At 71.4% G+C, this 23,096-nt stretch carries 23 protein-coding genes, 1 tRNA gene and 1 pseudogene; 19 read left to right on the top strand and 6 right to left on the bottom strand.

The genetic code is table 11. The features are described from left to right. Both arfB and MKK49_RS08575 read right to left on the bottom strand, forming a co-directional pair. Entirely contained in the window at window positions 1-423 is a 423-nt protein-coding gene (gene arfB / locus MKK49_RS08570; protein ID WP_244027718.1) for an alternative ribosome rescue aminoacyl-tRNA hydrolase ArfB, read from the bottom strand. A gap of 24 nt (window positions 424-447) precedes the next feature. Beyond that, a complete protein-coding gene (locus tag MKK49_RS08575) occupies window positions 448-723 on the bottom strand; it encodes a BolA family protein (protein WP_244027719.1) in 276 nt (91 codons plus the stop codon). A 171-nt stretch (window positions 724-894) separates the two neighbouring features. Here MKK49_RS08575 and MKK49_RS08580 point away from each other — a divergent pair, with 171 nt between their 5' ends. The 6 genes from MKK49_RS08580 (at window position 895) to MKK49_RS08605 (ending at window position 6,498) form a co-directional block, all read left to right on the top strand. Continuing rightward, the gene (locus MKK49_RS08580; RefSeq protein ID WP_244027720.1) at window positions 895-1,545 is read left to right on the top strand and encodes a J domain-containing protein; all 651 of its coding nucleotides are present in this window, start codon (window positions 895-897) and stop codon (window positions 1,543-1,545) included. 233 nt (window positions 1,546-1,778) lie between these two features. Then, window positions 1,779-2,762 carry a cobaltochelatase subunit CobS gene (gene cobS, locus MKK49_RS08585; protein WP_244027721.1) on the top strand — a complete coding sequence of 328 codons (984 nt, stop codon included), beginning with the start codon at window positions 1,779-1,781 and terminating at the stop codon, window positions 2,760-2,762. Window positions 2,763-2,785: 23 nt separating this feature from the next. Further along, window positions 2,786-3,286 carry a DUF29 domain-containing protein gene (locus MKK49_RS08590; RefSeq protein ID WP_244027722.1) on the top strand — a complete coding sequence of 167 codons (501 nt, stop codon included), beginning with the start codon at window positions 2,786-2,788 and terminating at the stop codon, window positions 3,284-3,286. Between the two features lie 11 nt (window positions 3,287-3,297). Continuing rightward, window positions 3,298-3,798, top strand: coding sequence for a DUF29 domain-containing protein (locus tag MKK49_RS08595; RefSeq protein ID WP_244027723.1), 501 nt, complete (start codon window positions 3,298-3,300; stop codon window positions 3,796-3,798). Between the two features lie 7 nt (window positions 3,799-3,805). Beyond that, entirely contained in the window at window positions 3,806-5,713 is a 1,908-nt protein-coding gene (cobT, locus tag MKK49_RS08600; RefSeq protein WP_244027724.1) for a cobaltochelatase subunit CobT, read from the top strand. A 119-nt stretch (window positions 5,714-5,832) separates the two neighbouring features. Next, a complete protein-coding gene (locus tag MKK49_RS08605) occupies window positions 5,833-6,498 on the top strand; it encodes a DUF2268 domain-containing putative Zn-dependent protease (RefSeq protein ID WP_244027726.1) in 666 nt (221 codons plus the stop codon). Between the two features lie 46 nt (window positions 6,499-6,544). On the opposite strand, the gene MKK49_RS08610 is transcribed toward MKK49_RS08605, so the two are convergent. The 3 genes from MKK49_RS08610 to rpmB all read right to left on the bottom strand — a co-directional run bounded on the left by MKK49_RS08610 (window position 6,545) and on the right by rpmB (window position 8,046). Beyond that, window positions 6,545-7,102 carry a TetR/AcrR family transcriptional regulator gene (locus tag MKK49_RS08610; protein ID WP_244027728.1) on the bottom strand — a complete coding sequence of 186 codons (558 nt, stop codon included), beginning with the start codon at window positions 7,100-7,102 and terminating at the stop codon, window positions 6,545-6,547. Then, window positions 7,099-7,572, bottom strand: coding sequence for a DUF1348 family protein (locus tag MKK49_RS08615; protein WP_244027730.1), 474 nt, complete (start codon window positions 7,570-7,572; stop codon window positions 7,099-7,101). The genes MKK49_RS08610 and MKK49_RS08615 overlap by 4 nt, the downstream gene beginning before the upstream one ends. Before the next feature lie 168 nt (window positions 7,573-7,740). Beyond that, window positions 7,741-8,046, bottom strand: coding sequence for a 50S ribosomal protein L28 (gene rpmB / locus MKK49_RS08620; RefSeq protein WP_056087207.1), 306 nt, complete (start codon window positions 8,044-8,046; stop codon window positions 7,741-7,743). Window positions 8,047-8,330: 284 nt separating this feature from the next. On the opposite strand from rpmB, the gene MKK49_RS08625 reads away from it, so the two are divergent. The 13 genes from MKK49_RS08625 (at window position 8,331) to MKK49_RS08685 (ending at window position 22,545) form a co-directional block, all read left to right on the top strand. Next, on the top strand, window positions 8,331-9,218 hold the full coding sequence (locus MKK49_RS08625; protein WP_244027732.1) for a DUF3108 domain-containing protein: 888 nt from the start codon (window positions 8,331-8,333) through the stop codon (window positions 9,216-9,218). 7 nt (window positions 9,219-9,225) lie between these two features. Then, a complete protein-coding gene (locus tag MKK49_RS08630; RefSeq protein ID WP_244027734.1) occupies window positions 9,226-9,570 on the top strand; it encodes a hypothetical protein in 345 nt (114 codons plus the stop codon). Between the two features lie 68 nt (window positions 9,571-9,638). Then, complete coding sequence (locus MKK49_RS08635) at window positions 9,639-13,052, top strand: helicase-related protein (protein WP_244027736.1); 3,414 nt, start codon at window positions 9,639-9,641, stop codon at window positions 13,050-13,052. Between the two features lie 39 nt (window positions 13,053-13,091). Then, complete coding sequence (locus MKK49_RS08640; protein WP_244027737.1) at window positions 13,092-13,388, top strand: RNA-binding S4 domain-containing protein; 297 nt, start codon at window positions 13,092-13,094, stop codon at window positions 13,386-13,388. Between the two features lie 222 nt (window positions 13,389-13,610). Further along, a complete protein-coding gene (gene fdxA, locus MKK49_RS08645; protein ID WP_244027738.1) occupies window positions 13,611-13,949 on the top strand; it encodes a ferredoxin FdxA in 339 nt (112 codons plus the stop codon). 463 nt (window positions 13,950-14,412) lie between these two features. After that, window positions 14,413-15,009: a CarD family transcriptional regulator gene (locus MKK49_RS08650; RefSeq protein ID WP_244027739.1), complete on the top strand. Its 597-nt coding sequence runs from the start codon at window positions 14,413-14,415 to the stop codon at window positions 15,007-15,009. A gap of 241 nt (window positions 15,010-15,250) precedes the next feature. Next, window positions 15,251-16,123 carry an RNA polymerase factor sigma-32 gene (locus MKK49_RS08655; protein ID WP_056087229.1) on the top strand — a complete coding sequence of 291 codons (873 nt, stop codon included), beginning with the start codon at window positions 15,251-15,253 and terminating at the stop codon, window positions 16,121-16,123. A gap of 115 nt (window positions 16,124-16,238) precedes the next feature. Next, entirely contained in the window at window positions 16,239-16,469 is a 231-nt protein-coding gene (locus MKK49_RS08660; protein ID WP_244027740.1) for a hypothetical protein, read from the top strand. Next, entirely contained in the window at window positions 16,466-17,242 is a 777-nt protein-coding gene (locus tag MKK49_RS08665; protein ID WP_244027741.1) for a 4'-phosphopantetheinyl transferase family protein, read from the top strand. The genes MKK49_RS08660 and MKK49_RS08665 overlap by 4 nt, the downstream gene beginning before the upstream one ends. A gap of 102 nt (window positions 17,243-17,344) precedes the next feature. Next, window positions 17,345-17,421: transfer RNA gene (locus tag MKK49_RS08670), tRNA-Pro, on the top strand. Between the two features lie 144 nt (window positions 17,422-17,565). Continuing rightward, entirely contained in the window at window positions 17,566-19,611 is a 2,046-nt protein-coding gene (locus MKK49_RS08675; RefSeq protein WP_244027742.1) for a glycosyltransferase, read from the top strand. A gap of 10 nt (window positions 19,612-19,621) precedes the next feature. Continuing rightward, complete coding sequence (locus MKK49_RS08680) at window positions 19,622-20,710, top strand: glycosyltransferase (protein WP_244027744.1); 1,089 nt, start codon at window positions 19,622-19,624, stop codon at window positions 20,708-20,710. Window positions 20,711-21,072: 362 nt separating this feature from the next. Then, on the top strand, window positions 21,073-22,545 hold the full coding sequence (locus tag MKK49_RS08685; protein ID WP_244027745.1) for a GumC family protein: 1,473 nt from the start codon (window positions 21,073-21,075) through the stop codon (window positions 22,543-22,545). Window positions 22,546-22,575: 30 nt separating this feature from the next. Here MKK49_RS08685 and MKK49_RS08690 read toward each other — a convergent pair. Continuing rightward, window positions 22,576-23,096 (bottom strand): annotated as a pseudogene (locus MKK49_RS08690) (EamA family transporter); the annotation flags it as partial.

Here is a 23,096-nt window from a genome sequence, read left to right on the forward strand (position 1 = left end):
TCACGCGTCGCCGCGATCCCCGCGCAGGCGCTTGGTGTCGGAGCGCTTCGACTTGTCCTCGAGGCGGCGCTTCTTCGAGGCCAGCGTCGGGCGGGTGGCCCGGCGCGGGGTCGGCGGCACGGCGGCCTCCGCCACCAGGGCGGCGAGGCGCTCGCGGGCATCGGCCCGGTTGCGGTCCTGGGTCCGGTGCTGCTGGGCCGAGATGACGATGATCCCGTCGAGGGTCAGGCGCCGGCCGGCGAGGCGCATGAGCCGCACCGCCACGGCGTTGGGCAGGGACGGCGAGCGCCGCGCGTCGAAGCGCAGCTGCACGGCCGTGGAGAGCTTGTTGACGTTCTGCCCACCCGGACCCGAGGCGCGCACGAAGGTCTCGTCGAGCTCCGCCTCGTCGATGGCGATCTGGGGCGTGCACTGAAGCGCCACGGGATCTCGCTCCGGCGTTGAGAATCAGGCGGCTTCGGACGGCGTCCGGGCGCGGACCGCCAGGGCGTGCAGGCCGCGCTTGAACGCCGGATCGAGGGCGCCGTTGACGATGCGGTGGCGCTCGACCCGGCTCTTGCCGTCGAAGGCCGCCGACACGACCTCGACCCGGAAATGCGTCTCGCCCTCGGGCCGCGCCCCGGAATGGCCGGCATGCAGGTGCGATTCGTCGATCACGTCGAGATGCGTCGGCGCGAGGTGCGTCCGCAGGGTCTCGTCGATCCAGTCTCTCATGGTCGTCATCGTGCGATTTCCTCCGGCCTGATCCGTGATTCCGTTCGGGACGCGCTTGCCGTTCGCGGCCTGCTCGTCCGGGCGTCGCGGGCGCCGCCGCCGTCAACCCCCGATGGCGGCATGCGGCATCAGGCCCGGCGCTCTTGTGTCTGCGACCCGCCCTCTCATAATCGCCCCATCATGGATCTCAACTCGCCCCTGTTCGACAGCATCCGCATCAAGCCCACCTGCGACGAGCCCAAGAAGGGGTCGGCGAAGGGGTCGGCGCAGGCATCGGCGCAGGGCTGCGACACGCCCGGCTGCAAGAACCCCGGCCTCTACCGCGCCCCCAAGGGCCGCAAGGCGGAAGGGCAGTACTGGCGCTTCTGCATGGACCACGTGAAGGCCTACAACGCCACGTACAACTACTTCGACGGCATGAACGACGCCGCCGTGCAGGCCTTCCAGAAGGACGCCATCATCGGCCACCGCCCGACCTGGGCCATGGGCGTGAACCCGGCCACCGCCTCGGGCAAGCCGAAGCCCGAGGCCACCCGCGACTGGGCCTACGTCGATCCCCTCGACATCCTGCGCGCCGAGGGCGTCGGCGAGACCGCCCGGCGGAAAGCGGCGCCCGAGCCGCGCCGGCCGCGTCATTCCTCGGCCACCCTCAAGGCGCTGGACGTGCTCGGCCTCGACGAGAACGCCGATTCGGCAGCGATCAAGGCGCAGTACAAGGTGCTGGTGAAGCGCTTCCACCCCGACGCCAACGGCGGCGACCGCTCGTTCGAGGAGCGCCTGCGCGACATCATCCGCGCCCACGATGCGCTCCGCGCCGCCGGCCTCTGCTGAGCGCGAAGGCTTGGCGCGGCACGATCCATGCGATCTTTCGGGCTCCGGCATGCTTGGTCCGGGGCGGCAATCGGCGTGGGCCGCCCTATATCGTGGCGAACCACCCTTGGCGTCCCCCGGCGCCGTCCCCTAGATGGCGGGGCGAACGCGGTTCCGCACGGGCCGCGCCCCCTCTCGCCCGACACAGCCCCGCGTGTTCCGGCCCCGCCGGCGCCCGCTCCACGAGGTCCCGTATGCTCTCTGACGTCTCGCCCGCCTCGCTGCCCGACCGGACCGTCTCCGTGCGCGAGGCCTTCGGCATCGACCTCGACCTCATGGTGCCGGCCTTCACGAAGACCGACGAGCATGTGCCCGACCTCGACCCGGACTACATCTTCGACCGGGAAACCACCCTGGCGATCCTGGCGGGCTTCGCCCGCAACCGCCGCGTCATGGTCACGGGCTATCACGGCACCGGCAAGTCGACCCATATCGAGCAGGTCGCCGCGCGCCTGAACTGGCCGTGCATCCGGATCAACCTCGACAGCCACGTCTCGCGCATCGACCTCGTCGGCAAGGACGCCATCGTCCTGCAGGAGGGCAAGCAGATCACCGCCTTCCAGGACGGCATCCTGCCCTGGGCGCTGCAGAACAACGTCGCCCTGGTGTTCGACGAGTACGATGCCGGCCGGCCCGACGTGATGTTCGTGATCCAGCGCGTGCTCGAACTCTCGGGCCGCCTGACCCTGCTCGACCAGAAGCGGGTCATCCGCCCTCACCCCGCCTTCCGCCTGTTCGCCACCGCCAACACGGTGGGCCTCGGCGACACGTCGGGCCTCTATCACGGCACCCAGCAGATCAATCAGGGCCAGATGGACCGCTGGTCCATCGTCACGACCCTGAACTACCTGCCCCACGACCGCGAGGTCGACATCGTGCTGTCGAAGGCCGTGCACTACCAGCGCGACGGCGGCCGCGAGATCGTCAGCAAGATGGTGCGCGTCGCCGATCTGACCCGCAACGCGTTCATGAACGGCGACCTCTCGACGGTGATGAGCCCGCGCACGGTGATCACCTGGGCCGAGAACGCCGACATCTTCCAGGATATCGGCTTCGCCTTCCGGGTGACGTTCCTCAACAAGTGCGACGAGCTCGAGCGCACCCTCGTGGCGGAATTCTACCAGCGCGCCTTCGGCAAGGACCTGCCCGAGAGCGCCTCGAACGTGGCCCTGAGCTAGGGAATTTTCTGACGGAGGACGCGATGGGCGAGCCGGCTGTGAAGGGCGAGACCGCGACGATGTCATCCCCGGAACGCGCCACCCACCGCGCGCGCTACGAGGATGATTTCTATTCGTGGCTCGTCGAGCAGGCCGGCCTTCTGCGGGCGAACCAGCTCGACGACCTCGATCGCGTGCATGTGGCGGAGGAGCTGGAGGGATTGTCGAAGAGCGAATTCGCCAAGCTTCAAAGCGCCCTCCGGGTCCTGGTGATGCATATGCTGAAGTGGGACCAGCAGGCGGAGCACCGCACGCGAAGCTGGGTCTTCTCGATCCGTGAGCAGCGTCGGCGCTACCACACCGTCCTCTTGGACAATCCGGGCCTCAAACCGCGGGTCGACGAGGCCCTGGCACGGGCCTACCCAAGTTCGCGCGACTGGGCGGCGGAGGAAACCCATCTGCCGCTGGATGAATTTCCGGAGGAATGCCCCTACTCCTGGGACGAACTGCTGGAGAGGCCGTTCGCGGTCGATCCCCCGAAGTGATGAGCCAAGCCATGGCAATCCTCACGTACAAGTCCGGTCAGATGGTCCCCGATCAGGGCGCGGTGCCGCGCGAGCGATCCATGCGTTATACGGACGATCTCTATGGTTGGGTCGAGGAACAGGTGGCGCTGCTCCGCGCAGGCTCCCTCGACGCGCTCGATCTCAGTAACATCGCCGAGGAACTGAGCGACGTGGGCGCGGAGCAGTACAACAAGCTCGAAGGTGCCCTGGAGCTTGTTCTTCTCCACATGCTCAAGTGGGATCACCAGCCCAACAGACGCTCGCGAAGCTGGGCACTCAGCATCGAGGAGCACCGGCTCCGTGCGGAGAAGCAACTTCGAAAGAACCCGAGTTTGATGTCGCGGCTCGATGAAGCCATCGAAGACGGGTTTCGCTTGGCGCGGCTTCGGGCGGCACGCGAGATGCGCGTCCCCTCCAAATCCCTGCCGATGTCCTGTCCCTACGACTGGACCGCCATCATGACACGCCCGTTCGCACTAGACGGTGACTGATTCAAGTATGTCGATCTCCAACCGCAAAGCCGGCGACCGCCGCGAGCCGATCGCCGAACCGCTGAAGCGCTCGGTGGCCGGGTGCCTGCGCGCCATCGCCAAGCGCTCCGAGATCGAGGTGGTCTATGCCAGCGACCGGCCGGCGCTCGCGGGCGACAAGGCGCGCCTGCCCGAGCCGCCGCGCAAGCTGACGCCGGCGGACGTGGCGATCCTGCGCGGCAACGCCGATTCCATGGCCCTGCGGCTCGGCTGTCACGATGTGGCCGTCCACCGCCGCCTGGCCCCGGAGAATTCGGGCGCGCGGGCGGTGTTCGACGCCGTCGAGCAGGCCCGCGTCGAGGCCATCGGCGCGCGGCGCATGTCGGGCGTCGCCTCCAACCTCTCGGCCATGCTGGAGGACCGCTATCACCGCGGCGGCAAGTACGAGGACATCACCGACCGGGCCGACGCCCCCATGGAGGACGCCGTCGCCCTCATGGTGCGCGAGCGCCTCACCGGACAGGCGCCGCCGCCGGCGGCGCAGAAGATCGTCGACCTGTGGCGCGCCCATATCGAGGACAAGGCCGGGCCGAACCTCGACGGGCTCATCGGGACGCTGGAGAACCAGCGCGCCTTCGCCCGCTCCGTGCGCGACCTCCTCACCTCCCTCGACATGGCCGACGAGACGCCGTTCGACCCCGAGGACGACGACAACGACGAGGACGAGGGCGAGTCCCAGGACGACGAGCAGACCCCGAGCGAGGGCGACGCCGAGGAGCAGTCCCAGGGCGACCGCGCCGAGATGGAGGTCTCGGAAGAGGCCTCCGACGACCTCCAGGAGGGCGCCACCGAATCCGCCGACGCGCCATCGGGCGAGTTGCCGGAAGAGGCCGAGAACGCCGAGTCGGAGGAGGCGTCCGAGGCCTGGCGTCCGCCCTCGTCGCGGGGCAACGAGGCGCGCGGTCCCGAATACAAGGTGTTCAACCCCCGCTTCGACGAGGTGATCCACGCCGAGGAGCTCTGCGACGCCGAGGAGCTCGCGCGCCTGCGGACCTACCTCGACAAGCAGCTCGCCCATCTCCAGGGCGTGGTCGGGCGCCTCGCCAACCGGCTCCAGCGCCGGCTGCTCGCCCAGCAGAACCGCGCCTGGGATTTCGACCTCGAAGAGGGCCAGCTCGATCCGGCCCGCCTCGTGCGCGTCGTCACCGACCCGTTCCAGCCCCTCTCCTTCAAGCAGGAGAAGGACACGAATTTTCGCGATACGGTGGTGACGCTCCTGCTCGACAATTCCGGCTCCATGCGCGGCCGGCCGATCACGGTGGCGGCCACCTGCGCCGACATCCTGGCGCGGACCCTGGAACGCTGCGGCGTGAAGGTGGAGATCCTGGGCTTCACCACCCGCGCCTGGAAGGGCGGGCAGTCGCGCGAGGCGTGGCTGGCGTCGGGCAAGCCCAACGCCCCGGGCCGCCTCAACGATCTGCGCCACATCGTCTACAAGAGTGCCGATGCCCCCTGGCGGCGCGCGCGAAAGAACCTCGGGCTGATGATGCGCGAGGGGCTGCTCAAGGAGAACATCGACGGCGAGGCCCTCGACTGGGCCCACAAGCGCCTCATCGCCCGGCCGGAGCAGCGCAAGATCCTCATGGTGATCTCCGACGGTGCGCCCGTCGACGACTCGACCCTCTCGGTCAATCCCGGCAACTACCTCGAGCGCCACCTGCGCTGGATGATCGAAGACATCGAGGCCCGCTCCCCCGTCGAGCTCCTGGCCATCGGCATCGGCCACGACGTGACGCGCTACTACCGGCGCGCCGTGACCATCATCGATGCCGAGGAACTCGGCGGCGCGATGACGGAGAAGCTGGCGGAGCTGTTCGAGGAGGATGCCGGCGGCGGCGCTCCCCGCAAGGCCGCGCGGGCGGGAGGCCGGCGCTAGGACACCACCGGGCGCGGTTTCAGCCGCGCACGGCTGCACGCGGGCGTTGCGGCAGCGGCCGTCGTCGGTCAAACTCGGTGCTCTCTCACCGAGGCATCAGAACCGATCCGGACCCGGCGATGACGTGGCACCTGCATTGGCTCGAAGCGTCGGGCGACCTCGGCCCCTGGCGCGACGCGATCACCGCGGAGGTGGAGGTCGCCAAGCGTGCCATCGTGGGCATGATGCCGGTGCGCCCCCTCGACATCCTCGTGCAGCGTCGGGCGGACGAAGTGATCCCCGAGACCGGGACGGGCGGTCGGGCCTACCATGCGGGCCTGCTGTCCCTGACCATCGATCCGGCCAACCCCAACTTCGAACGTGCGCTGACGGATGGGGATATCCATCGGACCGTGGCGCACGAGGTGCATCATTGCCTGCGCATGGCGGGACCCGGCTACGGCTGGACCCTGGGCGAGGCGCTGGTCAGCGAAGGGTTGGCGGGCCGATTCGTGCAGCACCTGTTCGGCTCCGATCCCGAACCGTGGGAATGCGCCGTCGATGACGCCGCCATCGCGGCCCATCGCCCCGATGGGGCGGCCCTGGCGGCGCGCGGCCACGATCACGCGGCCTGGTTCTTCGGGGCCGGGGGCCGATATCCGCGCTGGCTCGGCTACACCCTCGGCTACCGGATCGCGGGCGACTGGGTGCGGGCGAATCCGGGCGCGGACGGCGGCACCTGGGTGAATGTCCCGGCCGACGCGGTGCTCGCGGCGGCCCGTGGCCGTACCCTGGCGGCGGCTTGAGCGGACGAGCCCCGTATTGCCCGCGCGACGTCCGCGCTTCCCTGGATCACGGCGCGGCGCACAGCCGCCGCTCCAGGCGACCGAGCAGGCGCCCGAACACGTCCGGGTCGTCGAGGGCGCGGGCGAGGACGAGGCCGCCCTGGATCGACAGGACGGCGTCCTCGGCCAGAATCTCCGCCTCCGCCCGGCCGGCGCGGTGCAGCGCTCCCGCGAGGGCATCCCGCCAGGCCGCGAAGTAGCCGGCGATCCGCTCCGCGAAGCGGTCGCGCCCGTCCGACAGGGCGAAGGCGCCGACGAGGCAGACGCGCCGGCCCGAGCGGAAATACGCGTCGGTCTCCGACAGCATCCGGCGGATGGCGGCGTGCGGGTCGGGATCGTCCCGCAGGGCCGAGTAGATCTCGGCCTCGAACCACGCGCCGATGCTGTCGAGGACGGCGTCCGCCATCTCGGCCTTGCCGCCCGGGAACGCGTGGTAGAGGCTGCCCTTGCCGAGCCCGGCCCGTTCGCCGAGGAGCGCCAGGCTGGCGCCGGCATAGCCGTGCTCGCGAAACACCTCCGCCAGCGCCGGGATCGCCGCCGCCCGCGCCCCGGTGGGCTTCGTCACAGCCCGAGGTCGGTGAGCCCGGGATGATCGTCCGGGCGCGGCCCCTGGGCGTCCCAGCGGAACAGGCGCTCCGATTCGGCGATGGCTAGATCGTTGATGCTGGCGTGGCGCACCCGCATGAGGCCGTTGGCGTCGAACTCCCAGTTCTCGTTGCCGTAGGCGCGGAACCACGCCCCGTCGGGGTCGTGGAACTCGTAGGCGAAGCGCACGGCGATGCGGTCGTCGCCGTGAGCCCAGATTTCCTTGATGAGGCGGTACTCGTGCTCACGCGCCCACTTCGCCGTCAGGAAGGCGACGATGGCCGGGCGGCCCTCGAAGAACTCCGAGCGGTTCCGCCAGCGGCTGTCGGCCGTGTAGGCCAGGGCGACCTTGTCGGGGTTGCGGCCGTTCCAGCCGTTCTCGGCGGCGCGGACCTTCTGGATTGCGGTCAGCCTAGTGAACGGCGGAAGGGGCGGACGGGCGTCGGACATGCGGGCTCCTCGGCGCGCCGATTCGCCGACGCTGTACCGATCGGTACAGGTCCGCGGAGGCAGGGTCAACATCCGCCTGAACCACGACAAAACCGCCGCCCGCATTCAAGCGGCCGGCGGTTTCGACATGCGATCGTGTGAACCGGCCCGAAGGCCGGCCCGTCGGCCTCAGGCGGCGACGGGGGTCTCGACCTCGGCGAGCTTCTTGTGCAGCTCGCGCTTGATCAGGCGCGCGGTCTGCGACAGCTCGATCTCGCGGGCCTTGATGAGGAAGGCGTCGAGGCCGCCGCGGTGCTCGACGGAGCGCAGGGCGTGGGCGGTGACGCGCAGGCGCACCCGGCGCTTCAGGGCGTCCGACTGCAGGGTGACCTGGCACAGGTTCGGCAGGAACCGGCACTTGGTCTTGCGGTTCGAGTGGCTCACGAGGTGGCCGGTCTGCACGGCTTTGCCCGTGAGTTCGCAACGGCGCGACATAATTTGACTTCCCGGTTCGTTCCGCGTGTCCGACAGGGCGATGGCGGGACACCCGGAGACGGGTCTCACGCACGCCAAGCCCGGTGGAGCGGCGTTCTCATTGAAGGCGCGAGCCTATAGGGGAAGGGTGCCCCCGCCGTCAAGGCAGCACGCGCTTTTTCGCACGCGGCACGCTCAAGCTGACCGCCCTCCAACGATGTGTTAACCATGGGGGCGGACGATGCGGGAACACGGACCCGGACGCGTCTCGACCGGGCATCCTCGCAGCACCCCGAGTTCCTCACATGTGCGCCATGCGCCTCCTCAGCGCCAGTCTCGTCTCCCTCGCCGCCCTCGCCCTGGCGATGCCCACGGCGCAGGCGCGTCCGAAGGCGGCGGCGCCCGCCAACGTCACCGTCGATTACGGCATCGCGCTCGCCGGCATTCCCATCGGCACCGCGCAGGTGACGGGAGCCTTCGAGAGCACGCGCTACCGCATGGACGTCTCGGCCCGCCTCACGGGCCTCGTCGGCGCGGTGACGGGGGGCATAGGCTCGGCGCGGGCCAGCGGCCTCATCGCCACCGGACCGCAGCCCAGCGCCTTCGCCATCTCCACGAAAACCTCGAATTCCGGCATCGCCGTGCGCATGGCGCTGGCGCGCGGCACCGTCACCCAGGCCGAGATCACACCGCCGCTGGTCGACATGGGCGACCGCGTGCCGATCACGGCGGAGAACAAGCGCGGCGTCATCGATCCCGCGAGCGCCCTGATGATGCCGGCGGTGGCGCGGGGCGAGCTCATCGACCCGGCCAATTGCAACCGCACCCTGCCGGTCTTCGACGGCGCGACCCGATTCGACGTGGTGCTGAGCTACGGCGAGACCCGCACGGTGGAAAAGCCCGGCTATTCGGGGCCGATCCTCGTGTGCAACGCCCGCTACCAGGCCATCGCGGGCCACCGGCCGGACCGGCCGGGGGTGAAGTTCATGGAGGACAACCGCGACATGTCCGTGTGGCTCGCCCCCGTGGAGGGCACCCGCGTGCTCCTGCCGATCCGCATCTCCGTGCGCACCACCATCGGCACCAACATCATCGAGGCGACGCGCTGGGCCCGCAGCGGCGGCACCACGACCACGGCGACCAATCCGGCCGCCGCGACCGGCACCCTGGCGAGCCTCGGCGACCAGCGCTGACACGGGGATGCGCCGCAGCCTTTTCAGCCTCTTGGTCTGGTTCGCCGCCGGCCCCGCCCTCGGCGCGCCCCTGAGCACCGACGACACCGGCTGCGGCGGCAACGCCTATTCGTCCGCCGAGGTGGTGGAGGGGCGTGCCCCAAGGCGCGGGCCGCTGATCGCCATGCCCGACACCCTCTGCGCCGATCTCGCCGCCCCGCCGGACCGGACCCGAATCGAGATCTACGGCGTGCCGGGCCTGTCGGGCGGCGGATACGACGCGGACGGCGTGGGCCGCGATGGGCTTGGCGCAGGCGGGGATGGCGCCCCATATGAGCGTCGCCTGCCACGTCGCCCGCGCCGGGACGACTGACCGGGCCTTTCCCGCGCGACACGTTCCCCGTCGCCGGCCTGACTCGCCGAAGGGACCGCCCCGCGCCCATGCTCCGCCCCTCCCTCCCCCCGCAGGCCCGCGCACGCGGCGTCACGGCGGTGCTCGGGCCGACCAACACCGGCAAGACCCACCTCGCCATCGAACGGATGCTCGCCCACCCCACGGGCATGATCGGCCTGCCCCTGCGGCTGCTGGCGCGGGAGGTGTACCTGCGGGTCGTCGCCAAGGTCGGGGCCGACAAGGTCGCCCTCGTCACGGGTGAGGAAAAAATAAAACCCGACCGGCCGCGCTACTGGATCTCGACCATCGAGGCGATGCCGCGCGACCTCGACGTCGCCTACGTTGCCATCGACGAGATCCAGCTCGCCGCCGACATGGACCGGGGCCACGTCTTTACCGACCGCCTGCTGCACCAGCGCGGGCGCGAGGAGACCCTGCTCATCGGCTCCTCGACGATGCTGCCGCTCGTGCAGTCCCTCATCCCCGGCATCCACACGACGACGCGGCCCAGGCTCTCCAAGCTCACCTTCGCGGGTGAGAAGAAGCTCGGCCGCCTGCCCCGGCGCACGGCCATCGTGGCCTTCTCGGCGGAAGAAGTTTACGCCATCGCCGAGCTGATCCGGCGCCAGCGCGGCGGGGCGGCGGTGGTGCTCGGCGCCCTGTCGCCGCGCACCCGCAACGCCCAGGTGGAGCTCTACCAGTCGGGCGAGGTCGATTACCTCATCGCCACGGACGCCGTCGGCATGGGCCTCAACCTCGACGTCGACCACGTCGCCTTCGCGGCGAACTGGAAATACGACGGCACGCGGTTCCGCAAGCTGACGCCCCCGGAGATGGGCCAGATCGCGGGGCGCGCCGGGCGCCACCTCTCCGACGGCACCTTCGGCTCCACCGGGCGCTGCGCCCCCTTCGAGCCCGAGATGATCGAGGCCCTGGAGACCCACGATTTCGAGCCCCTGCGGGTGCTGCAATGGCGCAACCCGGACCTCGACTTCTCCTCCCTCAAGGCCCTGCAGGAGAGTCTGGACGAGCACCCGCGCGAACGCGGCCTCACCCGGGCGCCCATGGGGGAGGACCAGTCGGCCCTCGAGATCCTCATGCGTGAGGACGACATCCGCGACATGGCCTCCACGCCCGCGAACGTGAAGCGCCTGTGGGACGTCTGCGGCGTGCCGGACTACCGCAAGGTCCATCCCCAGACCCATGCCGACCTCGTCGCCCAGCTGTTCCGGTTCCTCATGCGGGGCATGGCCGGGCGCATCCCCAACGACTGGTTCGCCAAGCACGTCGCCATGATCGACCGCACCGACGGCGACATCGACGCGCTCTCCCAGCGCATCGCGCAGGGGCGGACCTGGACCTTCGTGGCGAACCGGCCGGATTGGCTCATCGATCCGGTGCATTGGCAGGGCGAGACGCGTCGGGTAGAGGACAGGCTGTCCGACGCCCTGCACGAACGCCTTGCCAGCCGTTTCGTCGATCGGCGTACCAGCGTCCTGATGCGGCGCTTGAGAGAGAATACGATGTTGGAAGCTGAGATCACCGCCGGCGGGGACGTTACCGTCGAGGGACAGCATGTCGGCCATCTGCATGGCTTCCAGTTCGTCCCGGACCCCGGCGCGGAGGGGCATGAGGCCAAGACCCTCCGCAGCGCGGCCGAGAAGGCGCTCGCGGGCGAGATCGAGGCCCGCGCCGAGCGGTTCTCGGCGGCCGCCGACGCGTCCCTGGTCCTGAGCCACGACGGCGTCGTGCGCTGGACCGGCGATCCGGTGGCGAAGCTCGTCCCCGGCGACAAGCTGTTCGAGCCGCACGTGCGCCTGCTCGCCGACGAGCAGCTCACGGGGCCGGCCCGCGACAAGGTCGAGGCCCGCCTCGTCGCCTGGCTGAAAGCCCACGTGGTGCGCCTGCTCGGGCCCCTCATGGAGATCGAGACGGCGGCCGACCTCACGGGCCTCGCCAAGGGCATCGGCTACCAGGTGGTCGAGTCCCTCGGCGTCCTGGAGCGCGCCAAGGTGATGCACGAGATGCGCACCCTCGATCAGGAGGGCCGCGGGGCGCTGCGCCGCCACGGGGTGCGCTTCGGCGCCTACCACATCTTCCTGCCGGCCCTCCTGAAGCCGGCGCCCCGGACGCTCGCGGCCCAGCTCTGGGCCCTGAAGAACGGCGGCCTCGACCAGCGCGGCCTCGACGAGATCGCCCATCTGGCGAGCTCCGGCCGCACCTCCATCAAGGTCGATCCCGAGATCGCCAAGGGCCTCTACCGCGCCGCTGGCTTCTGGGTGTGCGGCGAGCGCGCCGTGCGCGTCGACATCCTCGAACGCCTGGCCGACCTCATCCGTCCGGCCATCGCCTACCGCCCCGGCACCACGCCGGGCGAGGCCCCCGTCGGCACCGCCGATGGCGACGCCTTCGTGGCCACCGTCGGCATGACCTCGCTCGTCGGCTGCTCGGGCGAGGATTTCGCCTCGATCCTGAAATCCCTCGGCTACGCCGCCGAGACCCGTCCGGGCCCGGCCATCACCGTGCCGCTGCTGCCGGCGGCTTCGACCCAACCGGTCCAGGCCCCTGTCCCGGCGCAGGGTGCGGCCGGCGACGAAACCGCGAGCGAGGCGGCACCGGCAGAAGACGCCGCAGGCCCGACCGAGACGTCCCAGGAGGCCGAAGGCGGCACGGAGGGCGGGGAGCCGGTGACGGCCGAAACGCCTGCCACGACCGAAGACCCCGCCGCCGCGCCCGGCTCCACGGCCGACGCCGTCGCCACACCGGCCGTCGAGAACCCGATCGAGGCTGCCCCGCCCGAATCCGCCGTGGGATCGTCCGCGGAGGCAGCGCCCGCCGAGCCGCTGGCAACGGTCGAGGCCGAGCCCGCCGCGACGGAGGCGTCGCCCGAGCCCGTGGCGGAGGCCGCAAGCCTCGCCGGTTTGCCCGAGGAGCCGAGCGAGGCGACCTTGTCCGAAGGCCCCGAGGAGCAGGTCTCCGAAGGTCAGGCGGCCGAAGAGGGCGCGACCGAGGGTGAGGAAACGCCCGCCGAAATCGCCACCGTCGAGGTCTGGCGTCTCCAGCGTCAGCAGCGCAGCGCCCCGCGTCAGAACCGCCCGCACGGCGGAGGCCGCGACCGTGACGGAGCCCCGGCCAACCGCGCGCCCGGTGAGGGCCGCCCGGACCAGCGCCGACAGGCCGGGGCCGGCGCACCTGACGGACAAGCGCGTCCGCGCAGCGGCCCGCCCGGCGAGCAGGGAGGACGCCGCGAGGGTGGCCGCCCCGAGAACGGTCGCCCGCAGCGCCGCGAACGCTTCGAGCCCGGCCGGACCCGTCCCGACCGGCGCGACGAGCCCCGCGCCGCGCCGCGCGACGAGCCGCGCCCGCAGCGCCGCGAGCGGGCCCCGGACCCGGATTCGCCCTTCGCCAAGCTCGCCGCCCTCAAGGCGCAGCTCGAGGCGGGCGACGGCAACAAGCGCTGAGGCGCCCATGACGCCGAGCGCCGCGGCGCCCAAAGGGTCATGAAGCCGGGGCGCCAGCGTCTCGACAAATGGCTGTGGTTCGCGCGCTTCGCGCGGACCCGCACCCTCGCGGCGCGCCTCGTCGAGGAGGGGTACGTCCGGGTGAACGGGCGCCGGGCCGAGGCGGCGGCCACGGCCATCGCGGTGGGCGACGTCGTCACCGTGGCGGCGGCCCACACCACCGCCCTCGTCCGGGTGCTCGACCTCGGCGAACGGCGCGGCGGTGCCCCGGAAGCCCAGACCCTCTACGCCGCCCTCGACGCCCCGCCGGGTGCATCGGACACCGCCGGGGGCTGACCGGCCCCGTGTCCCGCATACGACACCGCGCCGATCGACGGCACCGGGTCGGGCCGCCGCGCTTGTCAGCCCTGCGGACAGGGTCTAGAGCCAGCCCCATCAGGCGGCGCGGGCACCGCACCAGCCAAAGCGTCAACGGATTCGCGAAGCCATCGGGCCGATGGCGGGGCTGACACGCCCAGCCAGGCCCCGGACCGGGCGGATCGAGGACTTGAAGGCCCCATGACCTACGTCGTCACCGACAACTGCATCAAGTGCAAGTACATGGACTGCGTCGAGGTGTGTCCGGTGGACTGCTTCTACGAGGGCGACAACATGCTCGTCATCCATCCGGACGAGTGCATCGATTGCGGTGTCTGCGAGCCGGAATGCCCGGCCGAGGCGATCAAGCCGGACACCGAGCCGAGCCTCGAGACCTGGCTGAAGCTCAACGCCGACTACGCCAAGACCTGGCCGAACATCACCCAGAAGAAGGATGCGCCCGCCGACGCCAAGGAGTGGGACGGGGTCTCCGGCAAGTTCGAGGCGCACTTCTCGGCGAGCCCCGGCACCGGCGACTGAGCCGGCACGGGCACCGCGAGCAGCGCGATTCGACAAGTCCACCGCCTCGGCTCCTCCCGGGGTCGGGACGCGACGGAACCTGTGCGGGACACGCACGATCAACAGGGATTCGTCCCGCGCCTAGGGCGAGCCTGCGCCGGCAATCCTTTGATTCGGCGGCACGATTGTGCTATGCATGACGCCTGCCGTCGTTCGTGCTCGACGTGCTGCCTCCGGCCCTCGACAGATGGCTCTCTCGCAAGCTTGAGAAAATGAGGTCGCATGCGATCGACCGCTTGGGGTGCTCGACACCCTCGGCGGGCGGTCCTTCGTTGCGCTGTGTCGGCTGGCCTGGGAAACCGCGGGTTCGGCATCGTGTGGATGCCCGGACCCTCGGCCAACGGGCCGAGACCGGGTGAATGACCCCGGGATTACCGTTCGGCGCGGCGATCAATCCGCGCGATGTTCTGGAGGCGCTTCTCGCATGACCACAGCCAAGAAGACGACGGCAGCAGGCCGGCAAGGCTTCAAGACCGGCGAAGCGGTCGTGTATCCGGCGCATGGGGTCGGGCGCATCACCGCCATCGAGGAGCAGGAGATCGCCGGCTACAAGCTCGAGCTGTTCGTCGTCTCGTTCGAGAAGGACAAGATGGTCCTGCGCGTGCCCACCGCGAAGGCCAACAGCGTCGGCATGCGCAAGCTCGCCGAGCCCGAACTCGTCAAGAAGGCCCTCGACGTCCTCACCGGCCGCGCCCGGATCAAGCGCACCATGTGGTCGCGCCGGGCCCAGGAATACGAGGCCAAGATCAATTCCGGCGACCTGCTCTCGGTGACCGAGGTGGTGCGGGACCTGTTCCGCTCCGAGGCCCAGCCCGAGCAATCCTACAGCGAGCGTCAGCTCTACGAGGCCGCCCTCGACCGGATCGTGCGCGAGATCTCCGCCGTCAACCGGATCACCGAGACCGAGGCCCTGAAGCTCATCGAGCAGAGCCTCGCCAAGTCGCCGCGCCGCGCCAAGGGCGAAGCGGAGGCCGAGGGTGAGGCCGAGGGCGACGAAACCATTCAGGAAGAGGCGGCCTGAACCGCGATCTCTTCGAAACTCGTTCGATGAGTTCGAGCCCGGCGCATCAGCGCCGGGCTTTTTCGTTTTCGTCACCGCGCCGTCGCGGAGACCGGGCAGGACCGGCTTGCCGCGCTGCGGGAACCATCGCCGTTGCGGTCCCGTTGTCAGTCGCCATGCAAAGGTCCCGAGACCGATCTCGACGGCGGGACGATCCGGACCTTGCAGCAGAAGCAAACGTTTCAAAGTGGCGGAGGCGGGGATGGCGGACATCGCTGGGATACGGCGTCAGTTCATACGCACGGCGATGGAGGCGCCCTTTCTCGCGCGCGACGAGGAACGTGGTCTCGCCGTCCGTTGGAAGGACAAGCGCGACGAGCGCGCCCTGCACGGCCTGATCGAGGCCCACATGCGCCTCGTCATCGCCATCGCGGGCCGCTTCCGCCATTACGGCTTGCCCATGGCCGATCTCATCCAGGAAGGCCATGTCGGCCTGATGGAGGCCGCCGCCCGGTTCGAGCCGGAGCGGGAAGTCCGGTTCTCGACCTACGCCACGTGGTGGATCCGCGCCTCGATCCAGGACTACATCCTACGCAACTGGTCCATCGTCCGCGGTGGCACGAGCTCGGCGCAGAAGGCCCTGTTCTTCAATCTGCGGCGCTTGCGCGCACGCCTCATGCAATCCACCGAGGAGCATGTCGGCGACGAGATCCACCGCCGCATCGCCACGGCCATCGGTGTCTCGCGTGAGGACGTCGCCCTCATGGACGCGCGCCTGTCGGGACCGGACATGTCCCTGAACGCGCCCGTGGGCGAGGAAAGCGAGGCGTCGTCCGAGCGGATGGACTTCCTCGTGGACGGCGCCGCCCTACCCGACGAGACCGTGTCGGCCCAGGTCGACGGCGAGCGCCGCCTGACTTGGCTCAACGAGGCCCTGGCGGTCCTGTCGGAGCGCGAGTTGCGTATCCTCAAGGAGCGCCGTCTGGCGGAGGACCAGGCGACCCTCGAGGCCCTGGGACTGCGTCTCGGCATCTCGAAGGAGCGCGTGCGCCAGATCGAGAACCGGGCCCTGGAGAAGCTGCGCCGGGCCCTGGCGGAGCGGTTTCCGCAGACGGCCGGCAACGTCTACGCGTAAGCGGCGGTCCGGACCGTCGTGGCGGCCGCGCCGCGCGGTCGAAACGGACGCGCTCCGGCCATTGACCGACAGATCCAGCCCGTTAGGCTTCGAGCTCCGCGGCACGACGATCACCATGAACGAGGCGGCTCCCTTTTCCTGGACGTCGATCACGGTGCTGCCCGCCCTGATCGTCACGTCGGTGCTCGCCGTCCTGGTCGTCGCCTGGAATCAGCGGCTCACGCTGCATGGGGGCTTCGGTCTTCTCCTCGGCGTCCTCGCCGTCGTGGAGCTCGGGTATCTCCTGATGCTGATCGCGGCGGCCAGGCGCGATGGCGCCGCGGCGGCGATCCGCCGGGATCGATGAACGGTCGGTCCGGTCTGCCGATGACGGACGCCGACTGGCCCGTCGACGAGCCGGCCTGGCACGACGGCCACGCGGTGTGGAGCATCGGGCTGTGCCTCTCCGCCGCTGGCCGCGCGGCCTGCCTCTCCCTTCTCGACGGACGCGAACGCGATCGGGCCGATCGGTTCCTGCGCGCCCAGGACCGGGATCGCCTCATCGCGTGCCACGCGGCCCTGCGCCTCATCCTCGCCGGCCTCCTCGATGCGGATGCGCGAACCCTGGCCTTCGCGCGATCGCCCTCCGGCAAGCCGGAGCTCGCCGGTCCGGAGGCGGAGCGCCTGCGTTTCAACCTGTCGCATTCGGGCGAGCACGCCCTCGTGGCGGTCTCCACGACGGCGCGGATCGGCGTCGATGTCGAGGTGCCCCGCCCGATGCCGGACGCCCTGCGGATCGCGCGGGCGCACTTTCACCCGCGCGAGGTCGCGGCCCTCGCCGCTTGCGGACCGGCGATCGAGGCGGGCTTCTACGCGTGCTGGACGGGCAAGGAAGCCTTCGTGAAGGCGGTCGGCGCCGGCCTGTCGATGCCCCTCGACGGCTTCGCCGTCGCGATCCCGCCGGCCCCCCCGGCGATCCTGGAGATCGGCGGCCGCAACGCCCCGGCGGCGGCCTGGACCCTGACCGCCCTCGCGCCGGCGCCGGGCGTGACCGGCGCCGTGGCCATCGAGGCGCCCCGCGCCGCCTGCGCGCTCAGGCGCCTTCGCCCGGATTGGGCGGAGCGCCTGCCCGGTCCCTGACACGGCGCCCTCGAAGAAAGCGCGCGCCCACGCCAACGATCCGCTTGCGGGGCGCCGTCCGCCTCGCTATAGGTCCGCTCGTCGGTGCAGCGCACCGGCCTTCGGAGTGTAGCGCAGTCTGGTAGCGCACCACGTTCGGGACGTGGGGGTCGCAGGTTCAAATCCTGCCACTCCGACCAGCGTTTCCTTTGGGGAACCGGTCTTCCCGGCTCAGAGAGCAACAAGCAAATCTTCACAGTTAGTCCCTAACCTCAGGCCATGGGCCGAGGCCGGGTCGGTGTGCGATCTCCCGGCGATCGTCAGTCACGGGCTCAACCGTCACCATGCTCGAACACGATGGTCACGGCGTCGCCCAGTGGCCCTTCGGACCCCGCGCCCCGGACGCGCCGCGTCCGGCGACCTTGCCCGATGGCCGCCCCTGGCCCAGCATCCACGTCCTCACGCCGGCGGGGCCCGACGCCCCCGGCCTTCCGGCGACCGACGCCTCGGTGGCCGCGCAGGGTTACGCGCCGCTGCATCACCACCACGTGCCGCCCGGGCCGGACGCGGCAGCCCGCGTCGAAGCCCTGCTGTCCGATCCGTCCGTCGATTATCTCCTCGTCCTGCGGGCCGGCGACCTCCTGGCGCCGGGCGCCCTGACCGCCCTCGGCCTGGAAGCGTTCCTCGGGGATTCCTCCTCCGGGGCACCGGACGTGGTCACCGGCCTGCGCGTGGTCTTCGACGACGGGGTGCTCGGCCTCGACGCCATCGCGCAGGCCCCCGGCCCCATCGACGGCGGCGGCATCCCGGCCGGTTCCCTCGCGGCGTTCACCGGCGGCGAGTGCCTCCTGTCGCGGACGGCCGTCCAACGGGCGGGCGGTCTCGACCTCGCGCGGGCGCACCCGGTGGCCGACCTGTGGCCGCGCCTCGCCGGTGCGCGCCTCGCCCGGATCGGGCGGCCGGTCCTGCTCCAGCATGCCCCGGGCGGACGGCACGCGCCGCCGCCGGGTTCGGGCCTCGCCATCGCCGCCCTCACCGACCACGGCGCCGGCGGCGGCGCCGGCATCGCCCATCGCCGCCTCGCCGAGGCGCTGGTCCTGTCGGGCCATCGCGTGACGCATCTGCGGCTGGCCGACGAGGCCGTTCCGGCGGGGGCCGAGTGGCAGGACAGCTTTCCCCGGACCGAGGCCGCCATCCGGGACGGCGCCTACGATCTCCTCCTCGCGGGCAACATCCACGGCGCGACCCGCCGGCCGACCGTCCTCGCGCGCCTCGCGCGGCACCTGCCGGTCGCCCTCGTGATGCACGACCTGTTTCCCCTGACCGGGCGCTGCGCGTTTCCGTGCGGATGCACCCTCATCGCGACGGGCTGCGATGCGCGCTGCCCGACCTCGACGCAGTATCCCCACCTCGCCCCGTCCCGGATCGCCGGAATCCATGGGGAGAAGCGGGCGCTGCTGACCGAGCCCGGCGGCCCCCTGCTCCTGGCGAACTCCGCCTGGACCCTGGCCTACACCCGGGCCTGCGCCCCGGCCGGCGCCGCGATCGCGCGCATCGATCTCGCCTTCCCCACGGGGGCGTTCCGGCCGGGGGACCGGGCGGCCCTGCGCCGGCGCCTCGGCCTGCCCGCCGACAGCGTGCTGGTAATGTTCGCCGCCGTCATCGCCGACGCCCCGGGCAAGGGCTTCGCGGACCTCGCCGCGAACCTGCGCCGGATCGCGCGGCCGGGCGTCGGCTTCGTCGCCGTGGGACGCCTCGACGACCCGGCCGCCCTCGGCCTGCCCGACCTCGTGGCCGTCGGGCCCATAGGCGACGAGGCCGGCCTGGCGGAGTGGTACAGCGCCTGCGACATCTACGTCACGGCGAGCCTCAACGAGACCCTCGGGCAGACGCCCGTGGAGGCCGGCCTGTGCGGAATTCCCACCGTCGCCTACCGGGCCTCCGGCCTGACCACGGCGGTGATCGACGGCGTCTCGGGCATCCTCGTGCCCCAGGTGCCCGGGGCCCTGGCGGATGACCTAGCGAAGCTCATCGACGACGCGCCCCTGCGCCGGCGCATGGGCGCCTACGCGCGCATCGCCCTGGAGAACCGGTTCAGCCACGCCTCGGCCGCCCTGCGGTTCAACGATGTCCTGATCGCCCGCGGCCTCCTGCCCGCCGCCTCCGGCGGACGCCTGCGCTTCTCCCCGGACCTGCTCGGCCGATTCGCCTTCGCGCGCGATCGCCACCCCGGCGAGAGCGGCACCGTGCCGGCCCCCTCCCCCGCCCCGATCCGGATGCTGCGCCGGGCCAAGCGCGCCGTTCTCGGCCGCGACCTGCCGCTCTGGCTCCGGCGCGGCCTCTACGTCAGCAGCCTTATCACGGGGCCCATGAGGCGCCTCCGATCATGAGACGCCACCGATGAGCACCGAAACCCCGCCGCGCCGGGTCTATCTCGACCAGACCAACCTGCGCGGCCACGTCACGGGCATCGAGCGGGTCGCCCTCGACCTGTTCGCCCCGGAGAACCTCGCGCCGCACGAGGTCCGGCCCGTGCGCAGCCGCAGCCTTCCCGGGATGGTGCTGGCCCAGCATATCGGCCTGCCGGCCCGGGCCCTCGGCGACCCCTCGGCCTTGTTCGTCTTCCCCGGCTTCCCCCCGGGGCCCCTGTCCGTGGCCCTGGGCGACCGCTGCATCGCCTACGTCCACGACACCTTCCTGCTGACCCGGCCCCAGGACCTGAGCTGGAAGAGCCGGCTCTACATGGCCCCGAGCTTCGCCTTCGCCATGCGCTTCGGGCGCCGCTTCCTCGTCAACTCCCGCACCACCGGCGAAGCCGTCCGTGACGTCTGCCGACCCGAGGCCCTCGTGGCCCTGCTGCGACCGGCCGTGCGCGACGTGTTCGGCCTCGCCGGACTGGCACGGAACGCGGCCTACGAACCGGCAAGCCCCCTGCGGCTCCTCGCCATCGGCACCATCGAGCCGCGCAAGGACTACCCGGCGGCCATCGCCATCGTGGCGGCCCTGAACGCCGCCGGCATTCCGGCGGAGCTGCACGTGGTCGGACGGATCGGCTGGGGGCGTCACGCCTTCCTCGACGCGCCGCCCGACTTCCTGACCCTGCACGGCTACGTCGACGACGCCGGCCTGCGGCGTTTGGCTGAAAGCTGTCACCTCCTGCTGTCCACATCGAAGGCCGAGGGCCTCGGCCTGCCGCTCCTCGAGGTCCAGCACGGCGGGCTGCCCGTCGTCGCCCCGGAGGGCGCGGTGTTCTCGGAGGTCCTGGGCTCCTCCGCACTGTTCATCGCACCGGACGATCCGGCGGCCTCGGCCCGGCGCATCGTCGAATGGGCGCGCACGCGGCTCCCCGAAGCGCCGGCGGCGTCGCGGGCCAATGTCGCGCGCTGGAACGGGCTCGCGGCGGGGGACGCCGCCCGCTTCCGTGCCTTCCTCGACCGGGGGCCGGCCGCCTACGCCCACGACCCGGACGGGGTGGTTCCGGCGCGCTGAGGCCGCCCGGGCCGGAATTCGGTCACCATACCGGCGTATCGTGCCCGTTGCGCACAGGAATCTGCGGGGGCGCCGGGGCCTCGATAGCGTCTTCTTATACCGCCGCGTCCCTAGTCTTTCCCGGTGATCGCGGCGGACCGCCCCGGGCGTTCCCGGGTTCCGGCCGTCCGGGTTCTCGTCGTCCCTGAGCCCGTCGCGGGCGGGGGACGACCGGGACGGGGGGCTGGCACGCCGACTGCGAATCACCCCGGATCCTCGTCGGCGAACGAGGTTTCTGTGCCGGATCGGCACAGGGCCCCGGATGAACGAGTGGGGCGCGGGGCGCGATTTCCCGGGGACGGGACGGTCGGGGGACGGGACAGATGTTCGACTTCGGGACGACGATGCGGGGCGAACCGATCGCGATGGAGCGCGCGTCCGCGACGCCCGACGTCGCCCTCATCCTGCGGCGGCTCTGGCGGGGCGCCGGCCTCATCGTGCTGTCCGGCGTGGTCGCGGTGGTCCTCGCGGTCGCCGGGCTCGGTCTCCTGAAGCCGACCTACACCTCGGTCCTCCAGATCCTCGTCGATCCGACGGATCTCGCCGTCATCGCCAACGACCTCAGCACCCGCTCGCCGCAGGCCGACAGCGGCGTTTCCATCGCCGAGAGCCAGGCGCGGGTGATCCAATCCGACAGCGTCCTGCGCCGGGTGGTGGAACGCCTCGATCTCACCGCGGACCCGGAATTCGTCCGCGAGCCCTCGACGAACCCCCTCGTCATCGGCGTGAAGGACCTCCTCGGGCTCGATCCGCCGGCGGCCAGCCGCGATCCCGTCAACATCGCCCTCGATACCCTGCGGACGAAGCTCGGCGTGCGCCGGGCGGAGCGGACCTTCGTCATCGACGTCTACGTCCAGACCCTCGATCCGGGGAAATCGGCGCGCATCGCCAACGCCATCGGCGACGCCTACTTCGCCGAGGAGGCCCGCGCCCGGACCGAGGCGGCGCGGCGCGCCTCCGACGCCCTCGGCGGCCGCCTCGTCAGCCTGCGGCGCGGGGTCGAAGAGGCCGAGGGCAAGGTGGTGAAGTACCGGGAATCGAACAAGCTCGTGACCACGAGCGGCCGCCTGCTCAGCGACCAGCAGTTGAGCGACCTCAACCAGCAGCTCGTCACCGCCACGATCCGCACGGCCGAGGCGCAGTCCCGCCTCGATCAGGCCAAGCGCATGCGCATGGGCGAGGCCGGCACGGCCCTGCCCGAGATGCTGCAATCCACCGAGATGCAGAACCTGCGGCAGGCCTACGCCACCCTGTCGCGCAACACCGCCGAACTCGCGACCCGGCTCGGCGAGCGCCACCCGGCCATGGCCGAGCAATACGCCCAGCAGCGCGACCTCCAGCGCCTGATCCAGCGCGAGAAGGAGCGGATCATCGACACCTCGCAGAAGGATTACGACCGGGCGTCGGCGAGCGAGGCGGCCGTGCGGAAGAGCCTCGAGCGGGCCAAGGTCGAGACCGCCGGAAACGACCGGGCCAATGTCGGCCTGCGCGAGCTCGAGCGCGAACTCGAATCGCGGCGCGGGGTCTACGAGACTTTCCTGAAGCGCGCGCGTGAGACCTCCGAGCAGGAGCGCCTCAACAGCTCCAACGTCCGGGTGATCTCGGCCGCCACCCCGGCCCGCCTGCGCAGCTGGCCGCCCTCGCCCAAGCTGGTGCTGCCCCTGGCCCTCCTCCTCGGCCTCGCCCTCGGCGCCGGCCTCGCCCTGATGCGCGGCGCCAGCCGCGAGCGCCGGGACGCGGTGACGCCGGTGCCCGCGCCCCTCGGCGCCCGGAGCTTTCGCGCCCTCGACGCCTGATCCCGTCTCCGCTCGACCGAGGCGGAGCCGTCAGGCCAGCCGCATGGTGGCGATGCCGGCGACGATGATGACGGCCGCCACGGCCCGGGCAGTGACCAGGGGCTCCTTGAGCAGCAGCACGGCGATGAGGGTGGCGAACAGCACGCTGGTCTCCCGCGTCGCCGCCACCAGGGCGATGGGCGCCACCGTCATCGCCCAGATGGCGATCCAGTAGGAGCCCAGCGCCAGGAGGCCGCCGCCGAGGCCCGGCACGGCGAGGCCGCGCGCGAGACCCAGGATGCCCCGGCCCCGGGTCCACAGGACGTAGAGCGGCAGCGGGACGGCATCGATGACGAAGAGCGCCGCCGCGTAGGCGTGCGGATCGTCGGCCGCCCGCGCCCCGAGCCCGTCCACCAGGGTGTAGCCGGAGATCAGAACGCCGGTGAGCAGGGCGAGGCCGAGGCCCGTCCGGCTCAGGGGCTTGGTACCGCCTTTGGCCAAAGCCATCAGGACGACGCCGGCGCACAGGACGACGATGCCGGCGGCGGCGAGCGGCGCCACCGCCTCGCGCA

Source organism: Methylobacterium sp. J-090, assembly GCF_022829345.1.
GTDB lineage: Bacteria > Pseudomonadota > Alphaproteobacteria > Rhizobiales > Beijerinckiaceae > Methylobacterium.

Coding starts and splice junctions, on each gene's coding strand:
- MKK49_RS08575 (WP_244027719.1), bottom strand. CDS start 723: ATGACGACCATGAGAGACTGGATCGACGAGACCCTGCGGACGCACCTC.
- MKK49_RS08580 (WP_244027720.1), top strand. CDS start 895: ATGGATCTCAACTCGCCCCTGTTCGACAGCATCCGCATCAAGCCCACC.
- cobS (WP_244027721.1), top strand. CDS start 1,779: ATGCTCTCTGACGTCTCGCCCGCCTCGCTGCCCGACCGGACCGTCTCC.
- MKK49_RS08590 (WP_244027722.1), top strand. CDS start 2,786: ATGGGCGAGCCGGCTGTGAAGGGCGAGACCGCGACGATGTCATCCCCG.
- MKK49_RS08595 (WP_244027723.1), top strand. CDS start 3,298: ATGGCAATCCTCACGTACAAGTCCGGTCAGATGGTCCCCGATCAGGGC.
- cobT (WP_244027724.1), top strand. CDS start 3,806: ATGTCGATCTCCAACCGCAAAGCCGGCGACCGCCGCGAGCCGATCGCC.
- MKK49_RS08605 (WP_244027726.1), top strand. CDS start 5,833: ATGACGTGGCACCTGCATTGGCTCGAAGCGTCGGGCGACCTCGGCCCC.
- MKK49_RS08615 (WP_244027730.1), bottom strand. CDS start 7,572: ATGTCCGACGCCCGTCCGCCCCTTCCGCCGTTCACTAGGCTGACCGCA.
- rpmB (WP_056087207.1), bottom strand. CDS start 8,046: ATGTCGCGCCGTTGCGAACTCACGGGCAAAGCCGTGCAGACCGGCCAC.
- MKK49_RS08625 (WP_244027732.1), top strand. CDS start 8,331: ATGTGCGCCATGCGCCTCCTCAGCGCCAGTCTCGTCTCCCTCGCCGCC.
- MKK49_RS08630 (WP_244027734.1), top strand. CDS start 9,226: ATGCGCCGCAGCCTTTTCAGCCTCTTGGTCTGGTTCGCCGCCGGCCCC.
- MKK49_RS08635 (WP_244027736.1), top strand. CDS start 9,639: ATGCTCCGCCCCTCCCTCCCCCCGCAGGCCCGCGCACGCGGCGTCACG.
- MKK49_RS08640 (WP_244027737.1), top strand. CDS start 13,092: ATGAAGCCGGGGCGCCAGCGTCTCGACAAATGGCTGTGGTTCGCGCGC.
- fdxA (WP_244027738.1), top strand. CDS start 13,611: ATGACCTACGTCGTCACCGACAACTGCATCAAGTGCAAGTACATGGAC.
- MKK49_RS08650 (WP_244027739.1), top strand. CDS start 14,413: ATGACCACAGCCAAGAAGACGACGGCAGCAGGCCGGCAAGGCTTCAAG.
- MKK49_RS08655 (WP_056087229.1), top strand. CDS start 15,251: ATGGCGGACATCGCTGGGATACGGCGTCAGTTCATACGCACGGCGATG.
- MKK49_RS08660 (WP_244027740.1), top strand. CDS start 16,239: ATGAACGAGGCGGCTCCCTTTTCCTGGACGTCGATCACGGTGCTGCCC.
- MKK49_RS08665 (WP_244027741.1), top strand. CDS start 16,466: ATGAACGGTCGGTCCGGTCTGCCGATGACGGACGCCGACTGGCCCGTC.
- MKK49_RS08675 (WP_244027742.1), top strand. CDS start 17,566: ATGCTCGAACACGATGGTCACGGCGTCGCCCAGTGGCCCTTCGGACCC.
- MKK49_RS08680 (WP_244027744.1), top strand. CDS start 19,622: ATGAGCACCGAAACCCCGCCGCGCCGGGTCTATCTCGACCAGACCAAC.
- MKK49_RS08685 (WP_244027745.1), top strand. CDS start 21,073: ATGTTCGACTTCGGGACGACGATGCGGGGCGAACCGATCGCGATGGAG.